This window comes from Mesorhizobium sp. WSM4836 (genome assembly GCF_055811815.1).
On the sequence record NZ_JBVVQF010000048.1, the window covers coordinates 1 to 20,141 of the forward strand.

Annotated in this window: 19 protein-coding genes and 2 pseudogenes; 17 read left to right on the forward strand and 4 right to left on the reverse strand. The window is 61.2% G+C overall.

What is annotated here, in order from left to right; translation table 11 throughout:
• Positions 1-316 (forward strand): hypothetical protein (locus tag AC0L2P_RS31050; RefSeq protein ID WP_473506965.1); only part of this gene is annotated, 316 nt, incomplete at its 5' end.
• A 120-nt stretch (positions 317-436) separates the two neighbouring features.
• On the opposite strand, the pseudogene AC0L2P_RS31055 reads toward AC0L2P_RS31050, so the two are convergent.
• The 3 genes and pseudogenes from AC0L2P_RS31055 to AC0L2P_RS31065 all read right to left on the reverse strand — a co-directional run.
• Positions 437-752, reverse strand: a pseudogene (locus AC0L2P_RS31055) (IS1595 family transposase); the annotation flags it as partial.
• A 394-nt stretch (positions 753-1,146) separates the two neighbouring features.
• Positions 1,147-1,437 carry a hypothetical protein gene (locus AC0L2P_RS31060; protein ID WP_473506967.1) on the reverse strand — a complete coding sequence of 97 codons (291 nt, stop codon included), beginning with the start codon at positions 1,435-1,437 and terminating at the stop codon, positions 1,147-1,149.
• 294 nt (positions 1,438-1,731) lie between these two features.
• Entirely contained in the window at positions 1,732-2,718 is a 987-nt protein-coding gene (locus tag AC0L2P_RS31065) for an NAD(P)H-dependent flavin oxidoreductase (protein WP_473506969.1), read from the reverse strand.
• Between the two features lie 116 nt (positions 2,719-2,834).
• Here AC0L2P_RS31065 and AC0L2P_RS31070 point away from each other — a divergent pair, with 116 nt between their 5' ends.
• The 14 genes from AC0L2P_RS31070 to AC0L2P_RS31135 all read left to right on the forward strand — a co-directional run bounded on the left by AC0L2P_RS31070 (position 2,835) and on the right by AC0L2P_RS31135 (position 16,876).
• The gene (locus AC0L2P_RS31070) at positions 2,835-3,761 is read left to right on the forward strand and encodes a LysR family transcriptional regulator (protein WP_473506971.1); all 927 of its coding nucleotides are present in this window, start codon (positions 2,835-2,837) and stop codon (positions 3,759-3,761) included.
• Positions 3,762-3,998: 237 nt separating this feature from the next.
• Entirely contained in the window at positions 3,999-4,376 is a 378-nt protein-coding gene (gene soxR / locus AC0L2P_RS31075) for a redox-sensitive transcriptional activator SoxR (RefSeq protein ID WP_473506999.1), read from the forward strand.
• Positions 4,377-4,971: 595 nt separating this feature from the next.
• On the forward strand, positions 4,972-7,002 hold the full coding sequence (locus AC0L2P_RS31080; protein ID WP_473506973.1) for a conjugal transfer protein TraG: 2,031 nt from the start codon (positions 4,972-4,974) through the stop codon (positions 7,000-7,002).
• 120 nt (positions 7,003-7,122) lie between these two features.
• Entirely contained in the window at positions 7,123-7,536 is a 414-nt protein-coding gene (locus tag AC0L2P_RS31085; RefSeq protein WP_473506974.1) for a CopG family transcriptional regulator, read from the forward strand.
• Complete coding sequence (gene trbB / locus AC0L2P_RS31090) at positions 7,533-8,501, forward strand: P-type conjugative transfer ATPase TrbB (RefSeq protein ID WP_473506976.1); 969 nt, start codon at positions 7,533-7,535, stop codon at positions 8,499-8,501. Before AC0L2P_RS31085 ends, trbB begins: the two co-directional genes overlap by 4 nt.
• Positions 8,502-8,511: 10 nt before the next feature.
• Positions 8,512-8,823 (forward strand): TrbC/VirB2 family type IV secretion system protein, encoded by a 312-nt coding sequence (locus tag AC0L2P_RS31095; RefSeq protein ID WP_473506978.1) that lies wholly within the window; start codon positions 8,512-8,514, stop codon positions 8,821-8,823.
• Positions 8,820-9,092 carry a VirB3 family type IV secretion system protein gene (locus AC0L2P_RS31100; RefSeq protein ID WP_473506980.1) on the forward strand — a complete coding sequence of 91 codons (273 nt, stop codon included), beginning with the start codon at positions 8,820-8,822 and terminating at the stop codon, positions 9,090-9,092. The genes AC0L2P_RS31095 and AC0L2P_RS31100 overlap by 4 nt, the downstream gene beginning before the upstream one ends.
• The gene (gene trbE, locus AC0L2P_RS31105) at positions 9,086-11,536 is read left to right on the forward strand and encodes a conjugal transfer protein TrbE (RefSeq protein ID WP_473506982.1); all 2,451 of its coding nucleotides are present in this window, start codon (positions 9,086-9,088) and stop codon (positions 11,534-11,536) included. The genes AC0L2P_RS31100 and trbE overlap by 7 nt, the downstream gene beginning before the upstream one ends.
• On the forward strand, positions 11,533-12,258 hold the full coding sequence (trbJ, locus tag AC0L2P_RS31110; RefSeq protein WP_473506984.1) for a P-type conjugative transfer protein TrbJ: 726 nt from the start codon (positions 11,533-11,535) through the stop codon (positions 12,256-12,258). Before trbE ends, trbJ begins: the two co-directional genes overlap by 4 nt.
• Before the next feature lie 33 nt (positions 12,259-12,291).
• Entirely contained in the window at positions 12,292-13,614 is a 1,323-nt protein-coding gene (trbL, locus tag AC0L2P_RS31115; protein WP_473506986.1) for a P-type conjugative transfer protein TrbL, read from the forward strand.
• On the forward strand, positions 13,615-14,346 hold the full coding sequence (trbF, locus tag AC0L2P_RS31120; RefSeq protein ID WP_473506988.1) for a conjugal transfer protein TrbF: 732 nt from the start codon (positions 13,615-13,617) through the stop codon (positions 14,344-14,346). It abuts the gene before it with no gap.
• Positions 14,336-15,364 carry a P-type conjugative transfer protein TrbG gene (gene trbG, locus AC0L2P_RS31125; protein ID WP_473506990.1) on the forward strand — a complete coding sequence of 343 codons (1,029 nt, stop codon included), beginning with the start codon at positions 14,336-14,338 and terminating at the stop codon, positions 15,362-15,364. Before trbF ends, trbG begins: the two co-directional genes overlap by 11 nt.
• Before the next feature lie 12 nt (positions 15,365-15,376).
• Positions 15,377-16,591, forward strand: a complete 1,215-nt coding sequence (locus tag AC0L2P_RS31130) for a TraB/TrbI/VirB10 family type IV secretion system protein (protein ID WP_473506992.1) — start codon at positions 15,377-15,379, stop codon at positions 16,589-16,591.
• A 12-nt stretch (positions 16,592-16,603) separates the two neighbouring features.
• Positions 16,604-16,876 (forward strand): DUF2274 domain-containing protein, encoded by a 273-nt coding sequence (locus AC0L2P_RS31135; RefSeq protein ID WP_473506994.1) that lies wholly within the window; start codon positions 16,604-16,606, stop codon positions 16,874-16,876.
• A 128-nt stretch (positions 16,877-17,004) separates the two neighbouring features.
• On the opposite strand, the gene hemN is transcribed toward AC0L2P_RS31135, so the two are convergent.
• Positions 17,005-18,354: an oxygen-independent coproporphyrinogen III oxidase gene (hemN, locus tag AC0L2P_RS31140; RefSeq protein ID WP_473506996.1), complete on the reverse strand. Its 1,350-nt coding sequence runs from the start codon at positions 18,352-18,354 to the stop codon at positions 17,005-17,007.
• 158 nt (positions 18,355-18,512) lie between these two features.
• Here hemN and AC0L2P_RS31145 point away from each other — a divergent pair, with 158 nt between their 5' ends.
• Complete coding sequence (locus AC0L2P_RS31145) at positions 18,513-19,262, forward strand: Crp/Fnr family transcriptional regulator (RefSeq protein WP_473506997.1); 750 nt, start codon at positions 18,513-18,515, stop codon at positions 19,260-19,262.
• 586 nt (positions 19,263-19,848) lie between these two features.
• Positions 19,849-20,141: pseudogene (locus AC0L2P_RS31150) on the forward strand (cytochrome-c oxidase, cbb3-type subunit I); the annotation flags it as partial.

The window sequence follows — 20,141 nt, forward strand, 5'->3', positions numbered from 1 at the left end:
GTCAAGTCCGGGCGTCGCCATGTGGTCGAGTGCAAAGCGGGGCGCTGCTTGGCGCATGGCTTGGCTTTCCTTCTATGTTCCCGGAAATTTCTTTGACGCTATTGCGACACTTGACTTAAGACAAACGATTAGATCAGATGTTTTTCATCTGAAAAGGAGATGGCTGTTGAACAGCGCGACCTCAGGCGGTTGTGAGAGCAAACAGCACGGATTGGAGCACAATGGCTGGCCAGGGTGCTCCGCTTGCGCGTGCCATGCGGCCAAACTCATTTCGACATCGGTCAAGGAGCTTGAGGTCAGCAATCGAGATCAGTAAGTGTGACTGTCGTCGAAGGTGACCCGCAGCAGCCGAGTGCCCCATCTGTGGGATGCCTCTCGTTTGCAAAACTTGGACAGTCCCACGATCTTCGCATGATGAGGTCGGAACAAGAACTGCTCAAAATCGTAAGAGGCATTTATCACCAAAGGCAGCTACGGTTGATTTGACGATGATTCCTCCACCCAGGCTTCGGCGCATCTGACGCCCCGTGGCGGCGCGAAAAACGCTCAGTAGCTGCAGCCCGGCGGCATGCGCGACCAGATGGTCCTCAAGACTTCTAGACCATGCCGGGTTTGCGAACGGCGCTCCCGGATACCACGCGCTGTGACCATCGGAAGCCAACCTAGTGGAAATACAGGTCGGCATGCTGCGGGCTGTTATGATGAAAAACGCCGGCGATGGTACGGCGGACGCCGCGGGAGTTGAAGCCCTCTCCCCATGGTCCGCGCGGCTTGACCGCCGCACAAATCCTTATGCTCCCCTTCGTACGGGCGTGAAGCATCTCGAGCATCGCAGGCCCGGCGCGCTCGACATGGCGACGCCGGCCAGCAATCCTGCGCGCGGTTACGGGGCAGGATCGGGTTAGCCGCGGAAGGAAGCGGGTTCCATTGCGCATGGGATATGGAACCAGTGGACGACATGCTCGCTCGCCTGCGATCATTTCCGCGTGCGACCGGACTTCTTCCCAACTGCCGGTACGAAAGGTAATATCCTGATTGGGTGCTTCTTGAGAGGGTCGAGAGTACGCCGTTGCAGCTCGCGATCATAGCCGCGCCGTCTTCAGCCAGTGAGCGGCCTACGATTAGCTCGAATTTTTCTTCTGGTCGTCACGGGGCGGATGTACTCGGGAACCGGGCAGGTTCACGTGGGCAGGCATCCTGCATGAAGGATAACCGACAGGCGAGCGTTACCGCTTTCCCTAAGACGCCGCCAATTCCGGCGGCATTGGCGGCCGAGCGAGCGCCGTTCGACGCGCAGGCTTTTTCGCCGTTGGACTTTAGGAAGGCGACTGTCGTTAAGATCAGCTTGTCCACGGTCTTGGCACTCTGTTCAACGCCGAAACCATGATCAACGGGTTCAGCCCACAGTTCTTCCGGACCGTCGTGATAAGCCAGCAACGACTTGGCGAGAACGAGTTGGGGAAAGACGATGCTTATCGCGCGTGCCGACCGCGAGGAACAGCGGCCGTCGGTTCATTGGCAGGGTAGAAGAGCGTTGAGAAGAAAATGCCAGATTTCCGTAAAGATAGAAGTCGTACCATTCGATGACCGTGCCGGCGCTTGATGCAAGGACGACGGTCCAGATACCTGGTTTTCGGACGGAGTCGCCCCTTTCCTGTAGCTGTTGCATGCTGCAGTTCCCCTTTTATGTTTTTGAAAGCAGTCGGCCCTCTTCTTCAGGGCCGTGGTTACTCAGCTCGCGATGCGCTGATCGAATGCGTAGAGGCCAAGTCTTTCGCTTGCCTCGCGCACCGTTCGGCGGATGATGTCCTTCGCCGACGGCAGATCGTTGATGAGGCCCACCGCCTCACCGACAGTCACGTTGGCCGTGTCGTAGTCGCCAGAGGCCCATGCCGCCTCGACCTTCGACAATTCTTCGGAACCCAGCGTGCGCAGCTTTTCTTCCCGCCCGTGCCACTTCTCGATGAAGCCGTTTTTGAGCAGTCGGCCGGTATAACCAGCGGGCCAGGCCTTCTGACGGACGATATCGTAGACGGAAGTCCGGATTGTCTCGTCGCCAGAGGCCGCGACTACCTTGTCCTTGGCTCCCGGATGGATGAGCGACTCGCGTGTAGCCCAGAACCTGGTTCCCATCAGGACCCCGTCTGCCCCGAGCATCAGCGAAGCGGCTAGGCCCCTACCGTCGGCGATGCCGCCTGCCGCCACGACAATGACAGAAGGCGAAATCTTTGCCACCAGATCCACGACTGCGGGAACGAAGGGCATGGTTGACCGCGCGACCAGGCCATGGCCGCCGGCCTCGGTCCCCTGAACAATAAGAACGTCGGCGCCAACGTCGATTGCGCGCCGGGCATGTTCGAGTGTGTGGATCATGCAAATCAGCGGAACACCCGCCTGCTTGACCCGTGCCGCGAGCTTCGCCGGATCCGAAAACGAAAGCATCATCGCGGACGGACGCTCCGCAAGTGCGCGGTCAAACAGATCAAGGTCGGCTTCGACTGCCCAGGCGATGAACCCGCAGCCAACGCGTTCATTGGTGATCAGCGACGACTCTGTTTCGTACCATTGACGATCAGCATATCCCCCACCCAACAGGCCCAGACCGCCGGCGTCGGCGACGGCGGACGCAAGCGCGCCACCTGCGGCCGGTGTCATCGGGGCAAGGATGATGGGATGCTCGATTTCGAAAAATTCTGTCAGACGCGTTCGTACCGTCATCTATACTTTTCCCAGCTTGAGGAAGCTCCCGGAAAGTTTTCTTTGACGCTATTGCGACACTTGACTTAAGACAAACGATTAGATCAGATGTTTTTTATCTGAAAAGGAGATGGCTGATGAACAGCGCCGACCTCAGGTTTTTCCAGGCGGTTGTGAGAGCAAACAGTATCGGAGGGGCTGCCGGTGTACTCAACACGGTGCAATCCAACGTCACCGCGAGAATAAAATCGCTTGAGGAGGAAATCGGTGCTCCGCTTTTTCATCGCTCCAGGCGAGGGGTTACACTGACAGCCACCGGCATTCAGCTCGTTCCCTATGCCGAGCGCGTCGGAGAGCTTCTGGACGAAGCCAAGCGCGTCGTCACAGACCGCGGTACGCCGTGCGGTTTACTCAGGATCGGCTCGATGGAGACCACTGCAGCGCTTCGCCTTCCGCCGATCCTGATCCGCTATGCTGCAGAATATCCAGAGGTCGACGTACTGGTGGAGGCTGCCCCGACGGAAAAGCTCGTCAGCGAGGTCGTCGCACGCAAACTGGATGGCGCGTTCGTCTCCGGCCCCATCGCTCATCCCGAACTGAAAAGCCTATCGATCGTCGAAGAGGAGCTCGTTGTGATCTCATCGCCGCGGTTTCGCGAGCTTTCGGATCTGAAGGCCTTGGCCGCATCACCGTCTGTGAAGGTCCTCGCTTTTCGATCGGGCTGTTCCTACCGCCGGCGCATGGACATGTTCCTGGCGGCGTGTGGGGTAACGCATGTCCGCTGGATGGAACTCGGAACAATGGACGGGATCATCGGCTGCGTCGCCGCCGGGGTAGGGATGGCCATGCTACCTCGGGGGGTCGTTCAGGATGCGGCAGCCAACGGACAGCTCATTATACACCTGCTACCTCACAACTTGCGGTCGGCGCCGACTGTTTTTGTGACGCGGAGCGACGAGTATCTCTCCGCGGCACTTCAGGCCTTCATGACGGTGGCGTCTGAGGCGCATTCACGGCCTCAGCCGGCAAGACCAGAGCCGGTGCGACAACTGCAGCGGGCTTAGGAAAGGTGGAGCAAAAACAAGGGGTAAGTCAGACGGTTGGTCCCGCCTTATCCGGACGCCTCCACGCAAGAGTAGCAGGCAAAGGGAGGGCAGCGTCAACCGTCCGCCGGCGGGGTATTGAATGCTCGCGCCCGCCCACGCTAGCCACAACCGCTGCCCCGGGAGGCGCAGCAAGCGCAACCGCATCATCATGAAAGACGAGTATTGGAAGCCGTTCAATTCGAGCGCCTGTGGACGATGCTAGGCCGCGTTCGAACCGCAATTTCGATTGCGTCCGAGCGGGCCGGCTCGGGGCATAGGCGCTATCCGCGGTCGGTGCTGCGCCGGATGGCCTTCATCGTCTTTGCGCGGCGCATTGGGCTCACACTCAAGGAGATCGGCGCCGAACTCGCTAAGTTGCCAGCCGATCGCGTTCCGTCGCGTCGGGATTGGTCGCGGTTGTCAGGCGAGTGGACCAAGCGCATCGACCAGCGCATCGCCGAGTTGCAGCGCCTGAGGTCCGGGCTTATCGAGTGCATCGGTTGCGGCTGTCTGTCGATTGACCGGTGTAGCCTCGCGAACCCTGCCGACCTGGCAGGACGCAAGGGACCGGGGCCGAGATATTGGGTGGGATGATCTGGTAGCGCGCCTGTCACCATTGCAGAGTTCGGCACCGCAAAACTTTCGGCTGCGCATCATGAAAGGACCAATGAATTCCACGTCATCGGCATCATGCGGAACTGGAGCATTGTAGACCGGGATTTGATCAAGGCGCCGGCTTTGGCGTTCCGCGGATTTCACGAAGAAGCGACAGAGCCTTGCGTCCAGCCCTTTCTCGATCGCATTCCGGTACCGAAGGCATGGTCTTGCCCAATTCCGGCATATGCTCCCACGTCGAGAAGAATGACGACTGCCTCGCCACCGTCGCAATTGGCTCCATACGATTGACGCTCCCGTAGCAGCCGATCTGCTCAAACGTAATCCGACTTCGGATATTCGTACTGGATCCCGAAGCGCGCCGGTCCTTGCTCTTCCTCCCGCGTGAGAGTTTTCGAGATCTATCGCGGTACAAATATCGGTTGCAATGGAATCCGCTCATCTCAAGAAGTAAAAGGCCGCGACGGGACCACAGAAGTTAATCTGTCGCACCTAGTCGTGCGTAGCGTGGGTTTCAGTTCACAACGCGCTGAGCGATTCTTGTGCCGCATGTCAAGAACAGCGGAGCAAGCCAATGACGCCTACGAAGTTGCTGCTTGGGCAGATCGCCGTCGTGTTCGCAATCGTCATGCTCGGCGTATGGGCGGCCACGCAGTGGTGCGCCCAAATGCTCGGCTATCAGTCGCAGCTCGGCGAGCCATGGCTCGCCGTGGGCAGCTGGCCAATCTACAAGCCCTGGAAACTGTTCGAATGGTGGTTCCACTTCGACGCTTACGCGCCCGAGGTATTCGATAAGGCCGGTGCGCTTGCCGGCGCCAGTGGGTTCGTGGGCTGTGCCGCCGCGATCGCCGGCTCGCTCTGGCGCGCGCGACAGCTCGGGTCGGTCACCACCTATGGGTCGTCAAGGTGGGCGGCGACTCAGGAGATCGAGACGGCGGGGCTGTTTCGGCCGGCCGGCGTTTTCCTAGGCAAGCTGAAGGATCGATATCTGCGCCATGACGGGCCCGAGCACGTCATGGCTTTTGCTCCAACACGATCAGGCAAGGGCGTCGGACTGGTTGTTCCAACTCTTCTGTCCTGGACCGGCTCGGCCGTCATTCACGATATCAAAGGCGAGAACTGGCAGTTGACCTCCGGCTGGCGGTCGAGATTCTCCTACTGTCTTCTGTTCAATCCGACCGATCCAAGGTCGGCGCGCTATAACCCGCTGCTGGAGGTACGAAAAGGTCCAGACGAGGTCCGCGACGTCCAGAATATCGCCGACATCCTCGTAGATCCGGAAGGCGCGTTGGACCGGCGGAACCACTGGGAGAAAACCAGTCACTCACTCTTGGTGGGCACCATTTTGCACGTGCTCTACGCTGAAGAGGAAAAGACGCTCGCTCGCGTCGCCACCTTCCTGTCGGACCCCCAACGCTCGTTTGCCGCGACACTGCGGCGGATGATGACGACCAACCATCTCGGCGCGGCGGATAAGCCCCAGGTCCATCCTGTCGTGGCCTCGGCAGCTCGCGAGGTGTTGAACAAGTCGGAGAACGAGCGTTCAGGCGTTCTTTCGACCGCCATGTCGTTTCTCGGCCTCTATCGCGATCCCACGGTGGCGGCAGCGACATCAGCCTGCGACTGGCGCATTGCCGACTTCCTGGATGCCGAGCGGCCGATGTCACTCTATCTGGTCGTGCCGCCATCGGACATATCCCGCACGAAGCCGCTGGTGCGACTGGTGCTCAATCAGATCGGCAGGCGTCTGACGGAGCGGCTGGAGGGTGATCCGAACAAGAGCAGGAACCATCAACTGCTCATGATGCTGGACGAGTTCCCGGCGCTCGGTCGTCTGGATTTCTTCGAAACCGCGCTCGCCTTTATGGCCGGCTATGGCATCCGTGCCTATCTGATCGCGCAATCCTTGAACCAGATCTCCAAGGCGTATGGGGAGAACAATGCCATTCTCGACAACTGCCATGTGCGGATTGCCTTTTCCTCCAATGACGAGCGCACGGCCAAACGCATTTCCGACGCGCTCGGCACGGCGACGGAGCTGAGGTCAATGCGGAACTATGCCGGCCATCGGTTGGCGCCGTGGCTCTCGCACGTGATGGTTAGCCGCCAGGAGACCGCCCGTCCGCTACTAACACCGGGCGAGGTGATGCAGTTGCCGCAAGCCGATGAACTGGTATTGGTTTCAGGGCTGCCGCCCATCCGGGCGAAGAAGCTGCGCTACTACCAGGATCAAAATTTCACCGAGCGCGTGCTTCCTGCGCCGGTATTGCGCGGCGGCGCTTACGCGGATCGGCCACTACCGCGTCCGGACTGTTGGACCGGGCAGGTGCGGGGCATTGACCGCCGTCTTGCTTACGGCGGCGAAAGCGCGGGCGAGGCAATTGAAGGTGAGGGAGGTGTCCAGCAACAGCGACATCCGGGTCTGGCGGAAGAGCATACAGCCGTCACTGTGGAGCCCGACGGGGACGACCTGCTCAAGCCCGCAGACGATGATAGCGAGGCGGTTGCCGACAGGCGCGTGATGGACCGAATTTCCACTGCCGCACGCGCCTATGGCATCAACGAGGGAAGGGGCGACAACAAGGACATCGTCCCCGGCTTCTGAAAGAAGCTGCCGAAGGCAGAGCGCAAATCAGCGTAGATAACGGCCATAAGCAATTTCGGGGAAGTCGGCGATGCTCGTTCCTGCCCACGCAACAGCGCTGGGCCAGTTGGAACGAGCCACATGAGCCCTCAGCGTATTCGCCATCAGTTTCTGCTCGAACCCGACCTGAGCAAGAAACTGGACGACCTCAGCCGCGATCCATCAACGACCAAGTCAGCGATCGTGGCGAAGGCAGTCGAGGGGTTTATCGAGCGGCGTGGCGAGAACGAGCTCGACCGGCGCTACGGCGTAAGGCTCGACCGTCTTTCCCGTGACCTCGGTCATCTCAGACGCGACGGCGAAATGATCCTGGAGAGCCTGGCGCTCTTCATTCGGTTTTCCATCACCCTTCATGCTCACACGCCAGTCCCGGACAGGGCGACGCAGGCGATTGCCCAGGAGCGCTTCGACAAATTCGTCGAGCAAGTGGGCCGCCAGATCGCCTCCGGCAAACGGTCGCTTGGGAAGGGTAATGGCGGGGGAGGAGAAGGATGAGTTCTCATCCGGAGGTCGACTATCGCCGCCGTGCCATGTTGCGCACCGCCATGGGCCCAGCAATTGCTGAGGCCCTTGCCGATCCGTCTGTTATAGAGGTGATGGTCAATCCCGACGGTGCGCTGCGACTCGACCGGCTCGGAGAAGGTCGAGTCGGTACCGGCCTTCACCTCCACCCCTCCGAGGCGGAACGCATAATCCGCCTGGTCGCCTCCCATGTGCGCGCAGAGGCGCATGCCGAGAATCCGATCGTCAGCGCCGAATTGCCATCGGGCGAACGCTTCGAGGGGCTGTTGCCGCCGGTCGTATTGGCGCCGTGCTTTGCCATCCGCAAGCCGGCGGCGAAACTCTACACGTTGGCCAACTATGTCGCCGACCGCATCATGCTTCCGCTGCAAGCCGATGCGCTGAGGGAGGCGGTGCGCGAGCGGCGCAACATCCTGGTCGCCGGAGGCACATCCTCGGGCAAGACGACCCTTGCCAATGCACTCCTGGCCGAAGTCGCCGAATGCGACGAGCGGGTGATCCTGATTGAGGACACGCGCGAACTGCAATGCGCGGCAAAGGACTGCGTCGCTATGAGAACCAGGCGGGGCTTAGTCACGCTTGCCGATCTTGTGCGATCGACGCTGCGGCTCCGGCCCGACCGGATCATCGTCGGTGAGGTGAGGGGAGCGGAAGCGCTCGACATGCTTAAGGCGTGGAACACTGGTCATCCTGGTGGCATCGCCACGGTTCACGCCAATTCGGCGCGCTCGGCCCTCTACCGTATCGAACAGCTCGCCCAGGAGGCCGTCGTCACCGTTCCCCGCCGCCTCATCGCCGAGGCGATAGATCTGATCGTCTTCATCGCCGGCCGCGGATCCTCGCGCCGCATCCACGCGATCGCAGAGGTCACTGGCCTCGACGGCAGTGGCGACTACGCCGTTACCCCGCTCACGCTTCCTCAACTTCAGCAGCTTTGAAAGGTTACTCATGCGCAAGAAGCTTCGCTTTCTGTCGTCCACCGCGCTCGTGTTCGTTCTCACGGTCCCAGCCCGCGCAGCAGGCTCGGGCATGCCTTGGGAACAGCCGCTGCAGCAGATCCTGGAGTCTGTACAGGGACCGGTCGCCAAGATCATCGCCGTGATCATCATTATCACTACGGGCTTAACGCTTGCCTTCGGTGACACCGCAGGCGGCTTCCGCCGGCTGATCCAGATCGTCTTCGGCCTGTCGATCGCCTTCGCGGCATCGAGTTTCTTCCTCTCCTTCTTCTCCTTCGGCGGCGGGGCGCTTGTTGGATGAATACTGGGGAGCAGCATATCGACGGCTTCGAGGTTCCTGTTCATCGTGCATTGACGGAGCCAATCCTGCTCGGTGGTGCGCCCCGAGCGGTGGCCATCCTCTACGGCACCGTGGCCGCGGCAATAGGTCTAGGCCTGCAGCAGTGGATTGCCGGGCTGGTGCTCTGGATCGCCGGCCACACGCTCGCGGTGCTAGCTGCTCGCCGCGATCCGGACTTCGCCGGCGTGCTTGTCCGCCACCTTCGCATGAGAGGTTGGCTCGCATGCTGAACCTTTCAGAATACCGCAGCAAAGCCGACCGGCTTGCCGACCATCTGCCATGGGCCGCATTGGTCGCTCCCGGCATCGTGCTCAACAAGGACGGCAGCTTCCAGCGTACATTTCGGTTTCGCGGCCCGGATCTCGAAAGCGCGACGGAACCCGAACTCGTCGGCATCTGCGCGCGGGCAAACAACGCGCTGAGAAGGCTGGGCTCCGGCTGGGCATTGTTCTTCGAGGCCGAGCGCATCGAGGCGCTCGGCTATCCGAACGCGAATTTTCCCGACGCCGCGTCTTGGCTGGTCGATGAAGAACGACGCGCGGCCTTCGAGGGCAAGGTCGCGCATTACGAGAGCCGCCATCACCTGACTTTGCTGTTCATGCCGCCCCCGGACGCACGGGGCAGGGCGGAAAGCGCGCTCGTAGACGCACACCGATCTGGCCGCGGGAGAGACTGGCCCCAGGAACTGGCGCGGTTTCGCGACGAGACCGACCGGGTTCTCGATCTTTTGTCGGGTTTCATGCCCGAGGTACGCTTGCTCGACGATGCCGAGACCCTGACTTACCTGCACGGCACAATCTCGACCCGCCGCCATCCAGTCGCGGTCCCGGAAACGCCGATGTATCTCGACGGCGTGTTGGTCGATGTGCCGCTCACCGGCGGGTTGGAGCCGATGCTGGGCGACCAGCATCTTCGCACCCTGACCATCCTAGGCTTTCCCAATGTCACTCGGCCGGGAATTCTCGACGCCCTCAACCACCAGGATTTTGCCTATCGCTGGGTGACCCGCTTTATCCCGCTCGACAAGACGGAGGCCACCAAGACTCTGACGCGGTTGCGGCGGCAGTGGTTTGCCAAACGCAAGTCGATCGCGGCCATCCTGCGCGAGGTCGTGACCAACGAGCCCGTCCCGCTCGTCGACAGCGATGCCGACAACAAGGCGCTCGATGCCGACGCAGCGCTTCAGGCATTGGGCGGCGATCATGTCGGCTTCGGTTATCTCACCACAACGGTGACGGTGTGGGACGAGGACCATCTCATAGCCGCGGAGAAACTTCGCGCGGTAGAGCGCATTGTCAACGGGCTTGGCTTCACGACGATTCGTGAAAGCGTCAATGCGGTCGAGGCGTGGCTCGGCTCGGTCCCTGGGCATGTCTATGCCAATGTTCGCCAGCCGCTCGTTCACACGCTGAACGTTGCCCATCTCATGCCCCTGTCGTCGGTATGGGCCGGCCCTCCGGCGAACGAGCATCTCGCCAAGATCACTCAGAGAGAGGCCCCGCCGCTTCTCTTCGCTCAAACGAGCGGGTCGACACCGTTCCGGCTTTCTACACACGTCGGCGATGTCGGCCACATGCTGATCGTTGGACCGACCGGTGCCGGCAAGTCGGTTCTGCTTGCCCTGATCGCTTTACAGTTCCGGCGCTATGCCCGGGCGCAGGTCTATGTCTTCGACCAAGGCAGTTCGGCCCGTGCAGCAACGCTTGCCATGGGTGGAGAACACCACGCGTTAGGGTCGGATCGTGCACTTGCCTTCCAGCCGCTGCGCAACATCAGCGACACTGGGACGCGCAGCTGGGCGGCCGAATGGATCGCCAGCCTCATTGCCCATGAGAACGTCACCGTCACGCCCGAGGTGAAAGAGGCGATCTGGTCGGCGCTCACCAGTCTTGCCACCGCGCCGGTGCAGGAACGTACGCTCACCGGCCTGTCGGTCCTGCTTCAGTCTAACGCGCTGAAGTCCGCATTAATGCCCTATACGCTCGACGGTCCCTTCGGCCGCCTGCTCGATGCCGATGACGATCGGCTGGCCTTATCGGATGTGCAATGTTTCGAGACCGAGGAGCTGATGCACCGCCAAGGCGCTGTCCTGCCGGTGCTCACCTATCTCTTCCATCGTCTCGAAGAACGATTCGACGGGCGGCCGACGCTGCTCATGCTGGATGAAGCTTGGGCCTATCTCGACAACCGACTGTTTGCAGCGCGCATCCGCGAATGGCTGAAGATCCTACGCAAGAAAAACGTGTCGGTCATCTTCGCCACGCAGTCGCTTGCCGATATCGCTGGCTCTGCAATCGCACCCGCAATGATCGAGAGCTGCCCACAGCGCATTTTCCTGCCTAATGATCGTGCCGTTGAACCGCAGGCACGGGCGGCTTACGAGCACTTCGGTTTAAACGAGCGCCAGATCGAACTGATCGCCCGCGCGACGCCGAAACGGCAATATTATCTGCAGTCGCGTCGTGGCAACCGGCTCTTTGAGCTCGGCCTCGGCCCGATCACGCTTGCACTTTGCGGTGCCTCCGATCCTGCCAGCCAAACCCTCATCGACAGAGCTTTGATCGAGCACGGGCAGGATAGCTTTGCCTCACGCTTCCTGAATGCGCGCGGCCTCGAGTGGGCCGCCGACCTTCTCAAGCAATTCCCTCAACCAGACAAGGAGCAATCGTCATGATGCGGCGCCGTTTTCTCTCCGGCCTGATCACTCTTTCCCTGATAGCCAAACCGATGGCTGAGTACGTCCAACCAGCCTACGCCCTGATCGTTTTTGATCCGTCGAACTATGCGCAGAACGTGCTGACGGCAGCGCGATCGCTGGAGCAGATCAACAACCAGATCCAGTCACTGCAGAACCAGGCGAGCATGCTGCAGAACATGGCACGCAACCTTCAGAGTCTCGACTTCTCTTCCGTCGGTCAGCTCACTGGTGCGCTCCATCGCATTGATGGCCTGATGGACCAGGCGAGTGGCCTGAGCTTTGATCTCGACAAGCTCCAGGACCAATGGCGCAGGCAATATCCGGAAAGCTACGACGCCACGGTCAAAGCGAGCGATGTGGCGAGCGCCGCACGCGAGCGCTGGCAGAGCGCGATGCAGGCGTTCCGCCAGACCATGGGCGTCCAGTCGCAGATCGTCGAGAATGTGCGCGGCGATGGCGACCTGCTTGCCGATCTCGTCAATCGAAGCCAGGGCGCGGCTGGCGCGCTTCAGGCAAGCCAGGCCACCAATCAGCTGATCGCGCTTTCGACCAAGCAGCAGATGCAGATCCAGACGCTGCTCGCGACTCAGTTCCGGGCTGAGGCCGAAGATGCCGCCCGCAAGGCGCAGTCCGAGGAGGCCGCTCGCGAGACGACGAAGCGCTTCCTTGGTTCCGGCACGGCCTATCCCGGTAACTGATCACCAGCTCTTCACGACGAGGAAGGCGGCGGCATGCACGACCTCGGGGTCATCGATCGATTCATGGAGACCTTCATCCGCTATGTTGACAGCGGGTTCGGTCTGCTTTCGGGCGACGTCGCCTTCCTCACCACCATTCTGATCGGTATCGACATTACACTGGCCGGTCTGGCGTGGGCGCTCGGCAACGAAACCAACATTCTCGGCCGGCTTGTCCGCAAGGTGCTCTATGTCGGCGTCTTCGCCTTCATCCTGAACAATTTCAAGAACCTCGCCGACATCATCTATCGGTCCTTTGCCGGCCTCGGCATCAACGCGTCCTCCGGCAATCTCTCCGCAGACAATCTCCTGCGCCCGGGCCGCATCGCCGCGACCGGTTTCGAAGGCGCGTGGCCCCTGCTTGATCAGGCAAGTCAGCTGCTCGGCTTTCCGGAAATCTTCGGCAACGCGCTGACCATCTTCGTGCTGCTCATGGCCTGGTTCCTGGTCATTATCGCCTTCTTCATTCTTTCCATTCAGCTCTTCATCACTATCCTCGAGTTCAAGCTCACCACGCTCGCCGGCTTCGTTCTGGTGCCCTTCGCACTCTGGAACCGATCGGCGTTTCTGGCCGAGCGCGTGCTCGGCAATGTCATCTCATCGGGCATAAAGGTGATGGTGCTCGCCATCATCGTCGGCATCGGCTCCACGCTGTTCGGCGAGTTCGCTTCCGCGCTGCATGGCAAGGAGCCGGACTTGGCTGCCGCCATGTCTCAGGTGCTGGGAGCGCTGACGCTGCTCGGGCTCGGCGTCTTTGGACCTGGGATCGCCTCCGGACTCGTTTCCGGCGCGCCGCAGCTTGGCGCGGGCGCCGCGCTTGGAACCACCGCAGCCGCTGCTGGCGCGTCGCTCGTTGCCGGAGGCGCAGGGTTCGCCGGCGCGCGAATGGCAACTGGCGGCGGTCTGGCTGCAATCCGAGCCGGCACGACCATGGGCTCGGCTGCTTCCACGGCCTGGCAAATGGGCCGAGCAACCTCCCCTGACGCCGGCCTGCCCGGTGTGGCTGCAGGAATGCGCGGTGTGAGCAGTGCCGTCGGCGGCGCTGCAATGCGAGCGACACGATCTGCAGCGGGAGCCTTAGGGCGCAGCGCCGATGCCGGGCGCGAAGCCGCCTGGATAGCGACTGGCGGCACGCCGACCGCATTAATGACCGGAAGCCCTGCTGGTACACCCGCTGATGCCGCGCCGACGTGGGCAAGGCGCTTGCGTTCCGAACAGGCCGCGCGTGCCCATCGTCACGCTGCCATCCAGGCCGTCCGTGACGGTGACAGGCCGGGCGGCAGCGCCAATCCCTCTCTTAGCGACAAGGACGACTAGATGCTCTTCAAGCGACCCGTTCAACGTTACGGCAAGGCGCCCGAGCCGGTCACGCCGTATCAGAAGGCAGCCCAGCTCTGGGACGAGCGCATCGGCTCATCGCGGGTGGAGGCCCGGAACTGGCGGCTGATGGCTCTTGGCTGTCTGGCCTTGGCGACTGGGCTCTCCGGCGGCCTCGTTTGGCAGTCGATGCAAAGTCGCGTTGTGCCCTACGTCGTCGAGGTCGACCGCTTCGGCGAGGCGCGTGCCGTTGCGCCGGCAATCCGGGACTACGAGCCCACCGACCCGCAGATCGCGTGGCATCTTGGCCGTTTCATCCAGAATATCCGTTCCGTTTCCACCGATCCGGTGCTGGTGCGCCAGAACTGGCTGGCAGCTTACGATTTTGCCACCGACCGCGCCGCACGCTTCCTCAATGAGTATGCCAAGGCGAAAGATCCCTTCGGTCAGATCGGCATGCGCAGCGTGTCGGTGCAGGTGACCAGCGTGGTCAGGGCTTCCGACAGCTCGTTCCAGGTCAAATGGACCGAGCAGGTTTTTGAGCGCGGTAGTCTCGCCAGCACGACGCGCTGGACTGCGATCCTCACCATCGTGATCCGCCCGCCAAGCAATACGGACCAGCTGCGCAACAACCCGCTCGGCGTCTTCATCAACGCAATCGACTGGTCGCGCGAACTCGACAGCGTCGCGCCGACACCCGTTTCCCCGAAGGAGCCCGCCGATGACAAATAGAGCGCCATCGTTCCGTGCAGCACTGATCCTGTCCGCGTCAGCAGTCGTCCTCTCCGCCTGCGCGTCGAAGCCGATGCCGGCGTCTCAGATTTCCTATGACGCTAACGACTTCAAACCGGCTGCGGTTGAGAAACCGCCGGAGAAGCCGGTCAAGATCGTCGAGGTACCAAAGCCCCTGCCGCTGCCAGGCCAGTTGCAGCCTGACCCCGGCAAGATTGTCGACGACAAACGCTCTCCCGAAGAACGCGTCACCGATGCCAACCAGGCGGCAACGCAGCAACCCACCAAGTATGGCTATGTCAATGCGGTTCAGGTCTATCCCTTCACAGATGGCGCGCTCTATCAGCTCTATGCCGCGCCGGAGCGTGTCACCGATATTGCCCTGCAGCCGGGCGAGAAGCTAACAGCCGTGTCGGCCGGCGACACGGTTCGCTGGGTCATCGGCGACACCGTCAGCGGCACCGGTGACAACCAACGCACCCACGTGCTGGTAAAACCCTTTGCGCCCGGGCTAAGCACAAATCTGGTGATCACCACGGAACGGCGGACATATCACCTGCAGCTTCAAAGCACCCAGAAGACGGCCATGGCGGCGATCTCCTGGACGTACAGCGAAGACCAGATCATCGCGCTGCGCCAGCGTAACGTTCAGGCCGAGGCTGCTATGCCGGTCGCTTCGAATGTGGCCCTCGAGAACATTCGTTTTCGCTATTCAATCAGTGGTGACACGCCGCCGTGGAGACCGGCGCGTGCCTTCGACGACGGCAGCAAAGTCTACATCGAATTTCCGCGCCGCATAGATCAGGGCGAAGCGCCGCCGCTATTCATCGTGGGTTCTGACGGGGGGAGCCAGCTCGTCAACTACCGCATGCGCGGCAACTATTACATTGTCGATCGGCTCTTTGCCGCGGCAGAACTGCGGCTGGGCGCTAAGCCGCAGCAGGTGGTGCGCATCACAAGGACCGACGGCCGCCAATCACCGCGGCGTATACCACTTTTTGCACGCTCAAGCCGTTGAGGGGAGGGGCTCATGACTGATGCTTCCCGCTCCGATGCTCCGCCGAAACTCGATCCCGAACAGCTGCAGCTGCGGGCACCGCCCCGCCCCGCTGTGCGGTTCAGGCGCGGCGTGATCGTCGCTATCGCCGCAGTCGGATCCGGTGCCATATTCGGCGTCACCATGATGGCGCTCCAGGGACCGGCTTGGCGCTTCAAAGAGCAGGCGGAAGACCTCTACCACACCGAGCACAAACCAACCGCCGAGGGACTCGACGCGCTTCCCAAAGACTATTCCGGAATGAAACCGAAGGCGCCTGTGCTTGGACCACCGCTGCCGGGAGATCTCGGCCGCCCCATTCTTGAGCGGCAGCGTCAGCTCGGGATCGCGCCGGGGCAGGAGGCATCCGCCGAGGAGCAGCGCCTTGCTCAGCAGGCGATCGCGGCGCGCGAGTCGCAAGTCTTGTTCCGGATCGACAATCGACCCAGAGAGACAGATGTCGCCGGCGGCGGGCAGAGTGCGCAGGATCCGTTTGAGGCGCTTCCGCAACCCGGAGCGACACGCGGGTCGGCTTCCGTTGCGCCAGACGAGGGCGACCAGAACAACCAACAGCGCAAGCTCGATTTTGTCAGCCAACGTCACACAAGCGGGATATACAATCCGCACGCGCTGCAGACGCCGGCCTCGCCCTATCAGCTAATGGCCGGCAGCGTGATCGCGGCAAGCCTGATCACCGGCGTCAATTCCGACTTGCCCGGCCTCGTCGTTGCGCAGGTCACCGAGAATGTGCACGACACAATCACGGGCAGCACCTTGCTCATTCCGCAAGGCTCACGTCTCATCGGCGTCTACGACAGCGTTGTTGCCTTCGGGCAAAGACGGGCGCTGTTGGTCTGGCAGCGAATTCTGCTGCCCGATGGCTCGTCGATTGAAATCGACAATCTGCCAGCGACTGACACGGCCGGCTACGCAGGACTGGAGGACAACGTTGACTTCCACACTTGGCAGCTGATCAAGGGAGTGGCGCTTGCCACATTATTGGGCGTCGGCACGGAGTTGAGCCTGGGTGAAAACGAGAGCGACTTGGTCAAGGCGATCCGAAAATCGGTCCAGCAGAACGTCAGCCAAGCCGGCCAGCGCATCACCGAGAAGAACCTGAATGTTCAGCCCACCATCACAATCCGCCCAGGTTGGCCACTGCGCGTCATGGTGCATAAGGACCTCTTGCTGCGGCCATACGCGAGTTGAGCGGGAGGGATTATGGCCAACTTGAAACTTGGAAAGCTTCCAGACCGAACACCTTCGAAAATCACCATCACCGTCAGCGCGGAGTTGAGCCAAGCACTCAAGGAGTATGCTGCGCTCTATCGTCAGACCTATGGCGAGTCTGAAACGGTGGCGGAACTCATCCCTTTCATGCTGGCGGGGTTTCTGGAAGGCGATCGAGCATTTGCTAGGGCCAGAAAAGAAGGTTTGCCGACGGCCAGCATGCCGGAGAAGTCGCGGCGTCTGGAAGGCTCAGATTCCGAGTAGCCGAGGCAGAGAGTTGGTCAAGTCCACTATTGCGCGTCGCCCAAATTAATTAACGGTCGCCGATGCGTAGTCAAACGTCGCTGTAGTCGGTTCGCCATCGGCAAAAACCGCCACCGGCACCCTCCGGTTCAAACTGCGACCGAGTGCCTGGCCTTTCCGCTTTGGAAGTATTTGTCGAAACTGGCCGCGATGCTTCGGACGAAGGGGCGACTTTCAGCCGGCACGACGAAACGCTCGCCATCCAGTTCAAGCAATCGAACGGGATCGTGGAGAGCCATGGCACTCGACCGAAGCAGGAGGTTCTGGCCGGCTTTGCCGAAGCGTTCCACCAGATCGACCGCCGAGAAGGCGAAATCACACATCAGCCTCTCGATGATCCAGCCGCGAACGCGGTCCTCGTCAGAAAGCGCGATACCGCGGACAGTCGCCAGCCCGCCATGCGCAACCATGCCTCTGTACTCGGCGGTCGCCGGCATGTTCTGCACATAGCCTTGGCGAAAACGGCTGATGGATGAAGGGCCAAGCCCGATCAGTGTCTCGCAGCGATCCTCGGTGTAGCCCTGGAAATTGCGATGCAAGGTCCCTGTACGGGCTGCTTGCGCCAACGCATCGCTTGGCTTGGCGAAATGATCGAGCCCTATCGCTTCATATCCCTTGTCCACAATCGCTCGCGCAGCGAGTTGCGATTGGGCCAACCGCTCCGTGGGGCCAGGTAGCCACGCTTCGTCGATCATCGTCTGGTGCTTCTTGAACCAGGGCACATGCGCGTAGCCGAACAGCGCCATCCTGTCTGGTTTCAGGGTCAGCGCCTGCGCTACGGTGGAACAGACGCTCAAGCTGGTCTGGTGCGGCAAGCCGTAGAGCAGGTCCAGATTGACGGAACCGACGCCGCGTGAACGAACTCCGTCGACAACTGTCTTGGTCTGCAGGAAGCTCTGCTCGCGGTTGATCGCCTTCTGCACCTTCAGGTCAAAATCCTGCACACCAAGGCTTGCCCTGGTCATGCCGATTTCGGCCAGCGCATCAAGGCGCGCCTCATCCATGTCGTTTGGATCGATCTCCACGCTGATTTTTGTATCCGGGACAAAATCGAAGCTGTCCCGCAAAAACGCGCCAAGGGCCACCATGTCCTCAGGCTTCAGCATGGTGGGTGAACCGCCGCCGAAGTGGATTGCGCGGACATGGCCCTTGCCGCTGACCAGACCCGCAACCGTCGCGATCTCCGCGTGTAGCGAGCGCAGATAGGCCGTCACCGGCTCATAGTGGCGCGTCTGCTTGGTATGACACGCACAGAACCAGCAGAGTCTGTCGCAATAGGGGATGTGCAGATAGAGCGAGATCCCGCCGCCACTTTCGAGCGCCTCCAGCCAGCCACGATAAACCGCAGGATCGACGCCCGAGTGGAAATTCGGTGCAGTCGGATAACTGGTATAGCGCGGGACGTTCTCGCCCACCCGGGCAGCTAATTCGGACTGCATGTCCCGTTCCACCATCTTTGGATCACTGGAACTCTGGGCTTGTTGGCGAGCCAAAGCCCTGATTTCGGTCAATCAGCAACTCGGACAAACTGCCGCACGGATTTTTCTACCCTGGATTGGTACCCTGTCGGCGCTTGGGAGAGGGGTAGAGCGAGCGCATGGCATTACGGCAAGACATTCACAGTTCCGGCGTTCCCGTTCTTTGCCTCTCTTGCGAGGCAAGGCGTCGTGGTGTCTGCGGTGCGCTCGATCCAGATCGTTTGGTTGGGCTCGCTAGGACTTCGTCGAGGCACAAGATTGAGCCAGGAGTCGAACTGATCGGCGACGCCGAGGCCGTCGACAGCTATTCGAATGTGCTTTCGGGCGTGGTGAAGCTCACAAAGAGACTTTCGGACGGGCGCCAGCAGATCGTAGCTCTCCGGTTTGCACCGGATTTTCTGGGACGACCCTTCAAGGTCGAAAGCGAGATCAATGCGGAAGCGGCAACAGCTGTCACGCTGTGCTCGTTTCCGAAGGCAGCCGTGGAACGGATGATGAAGGAATCACCGGAACTCGAGAATCGCCTGCTCAGGCAGACTCTGGACGAACTCGACGCAGCACGCGAATGGATGGTGACGCTGGGGCGCAAGACGGCATCGGAAAAGGTGCCAAGTTTTCTCCTCATGATCGCCCGGAATATCGACTCCAGTGTTGACCCGGCCGCCAGGTCAGCGTCGTTCGATCTGCCGCTGACTCGTTCCGACATCTCTGATTTCCTTGGACTTACGAACGAGACCGTGACCCGCCAACTGACGCGATTGCGGGCTGACGGCGTGATCCGGATCGAGAACAGACGCCACGTGATGGTGGACAGCATGAGCCGGCTGGAGCAGCGTTGCGGTGGCCGAAGGGCGCGGCAGTTTGAATAACCCAGTGCGGCCGGGGTCTGCGTCGCCAACTCCTTTGTGGAAGCACACGCCAGTTCGAATGTGTCGCCATAAGGCTTCGAAAGGCCGCGGTAGTATGAACCCGACCAGCTTCCGCGCTCGCTATCGGATCACCTGACCAATCGCCAAAAGTGTTTCGGACAGCTCGCCGGCGAAGCATTGATCCTCGGGGTGGCCGACACGCATGGGCTGGCAAGATTGCCCTTCCTCGAACCTGTGAACGTCACGAAGCAGCGCAACGGGCGTTACCCATCCCGGGCCATTCGAAACGAGCGACGTTTAGCAAGGCATCGGCAATACTTTTCAGCGCGTCGCAGAGCCCCCGCTTTTTCGAATGGGCAGGCCTCATTGTGTCACCCACCCGGCTCCGAGCCCACCCCACTTATCCATCAGCGGGTAGGGCCGCGCTGCGTTCCCTCCTCCTTCGCCACCATCTGATTGCGCCGAACTCGGTGCTGCCCGAAACAAAACCGGGCGGCCCTGACATGGATCAGGGCGAGCAGGCGGCGGCCGCGCAATTGATGCACGGCGGATTTGGCGTCCGCCGGATTCGAGATCGGGATTTGCGATGAAATTCGGCACAGAGATCGTCCTTCTAAGCCTGGTTGCTTTTGCGGCCCTGCTGGCTGCCGGTTTCGGCATAGATGAACCTTTCCGCCAGCATATGTGGGTGTTGTTCTTCGCCGTAGCTGGTTTCACGGTGATCCTGTTGCGCAATACGGAGTTCAAGCCTGCAGTTCCGATAGACGCCGCCGCTTTTATGGACGGTCCAATCCGCTACGGCGCCATCGCCACCATGTTCTGGGGCGTGGTGGGAATGCTGGTCGGCGTGGTCATCGCGCTGCAGCTTGCCTACCCGGA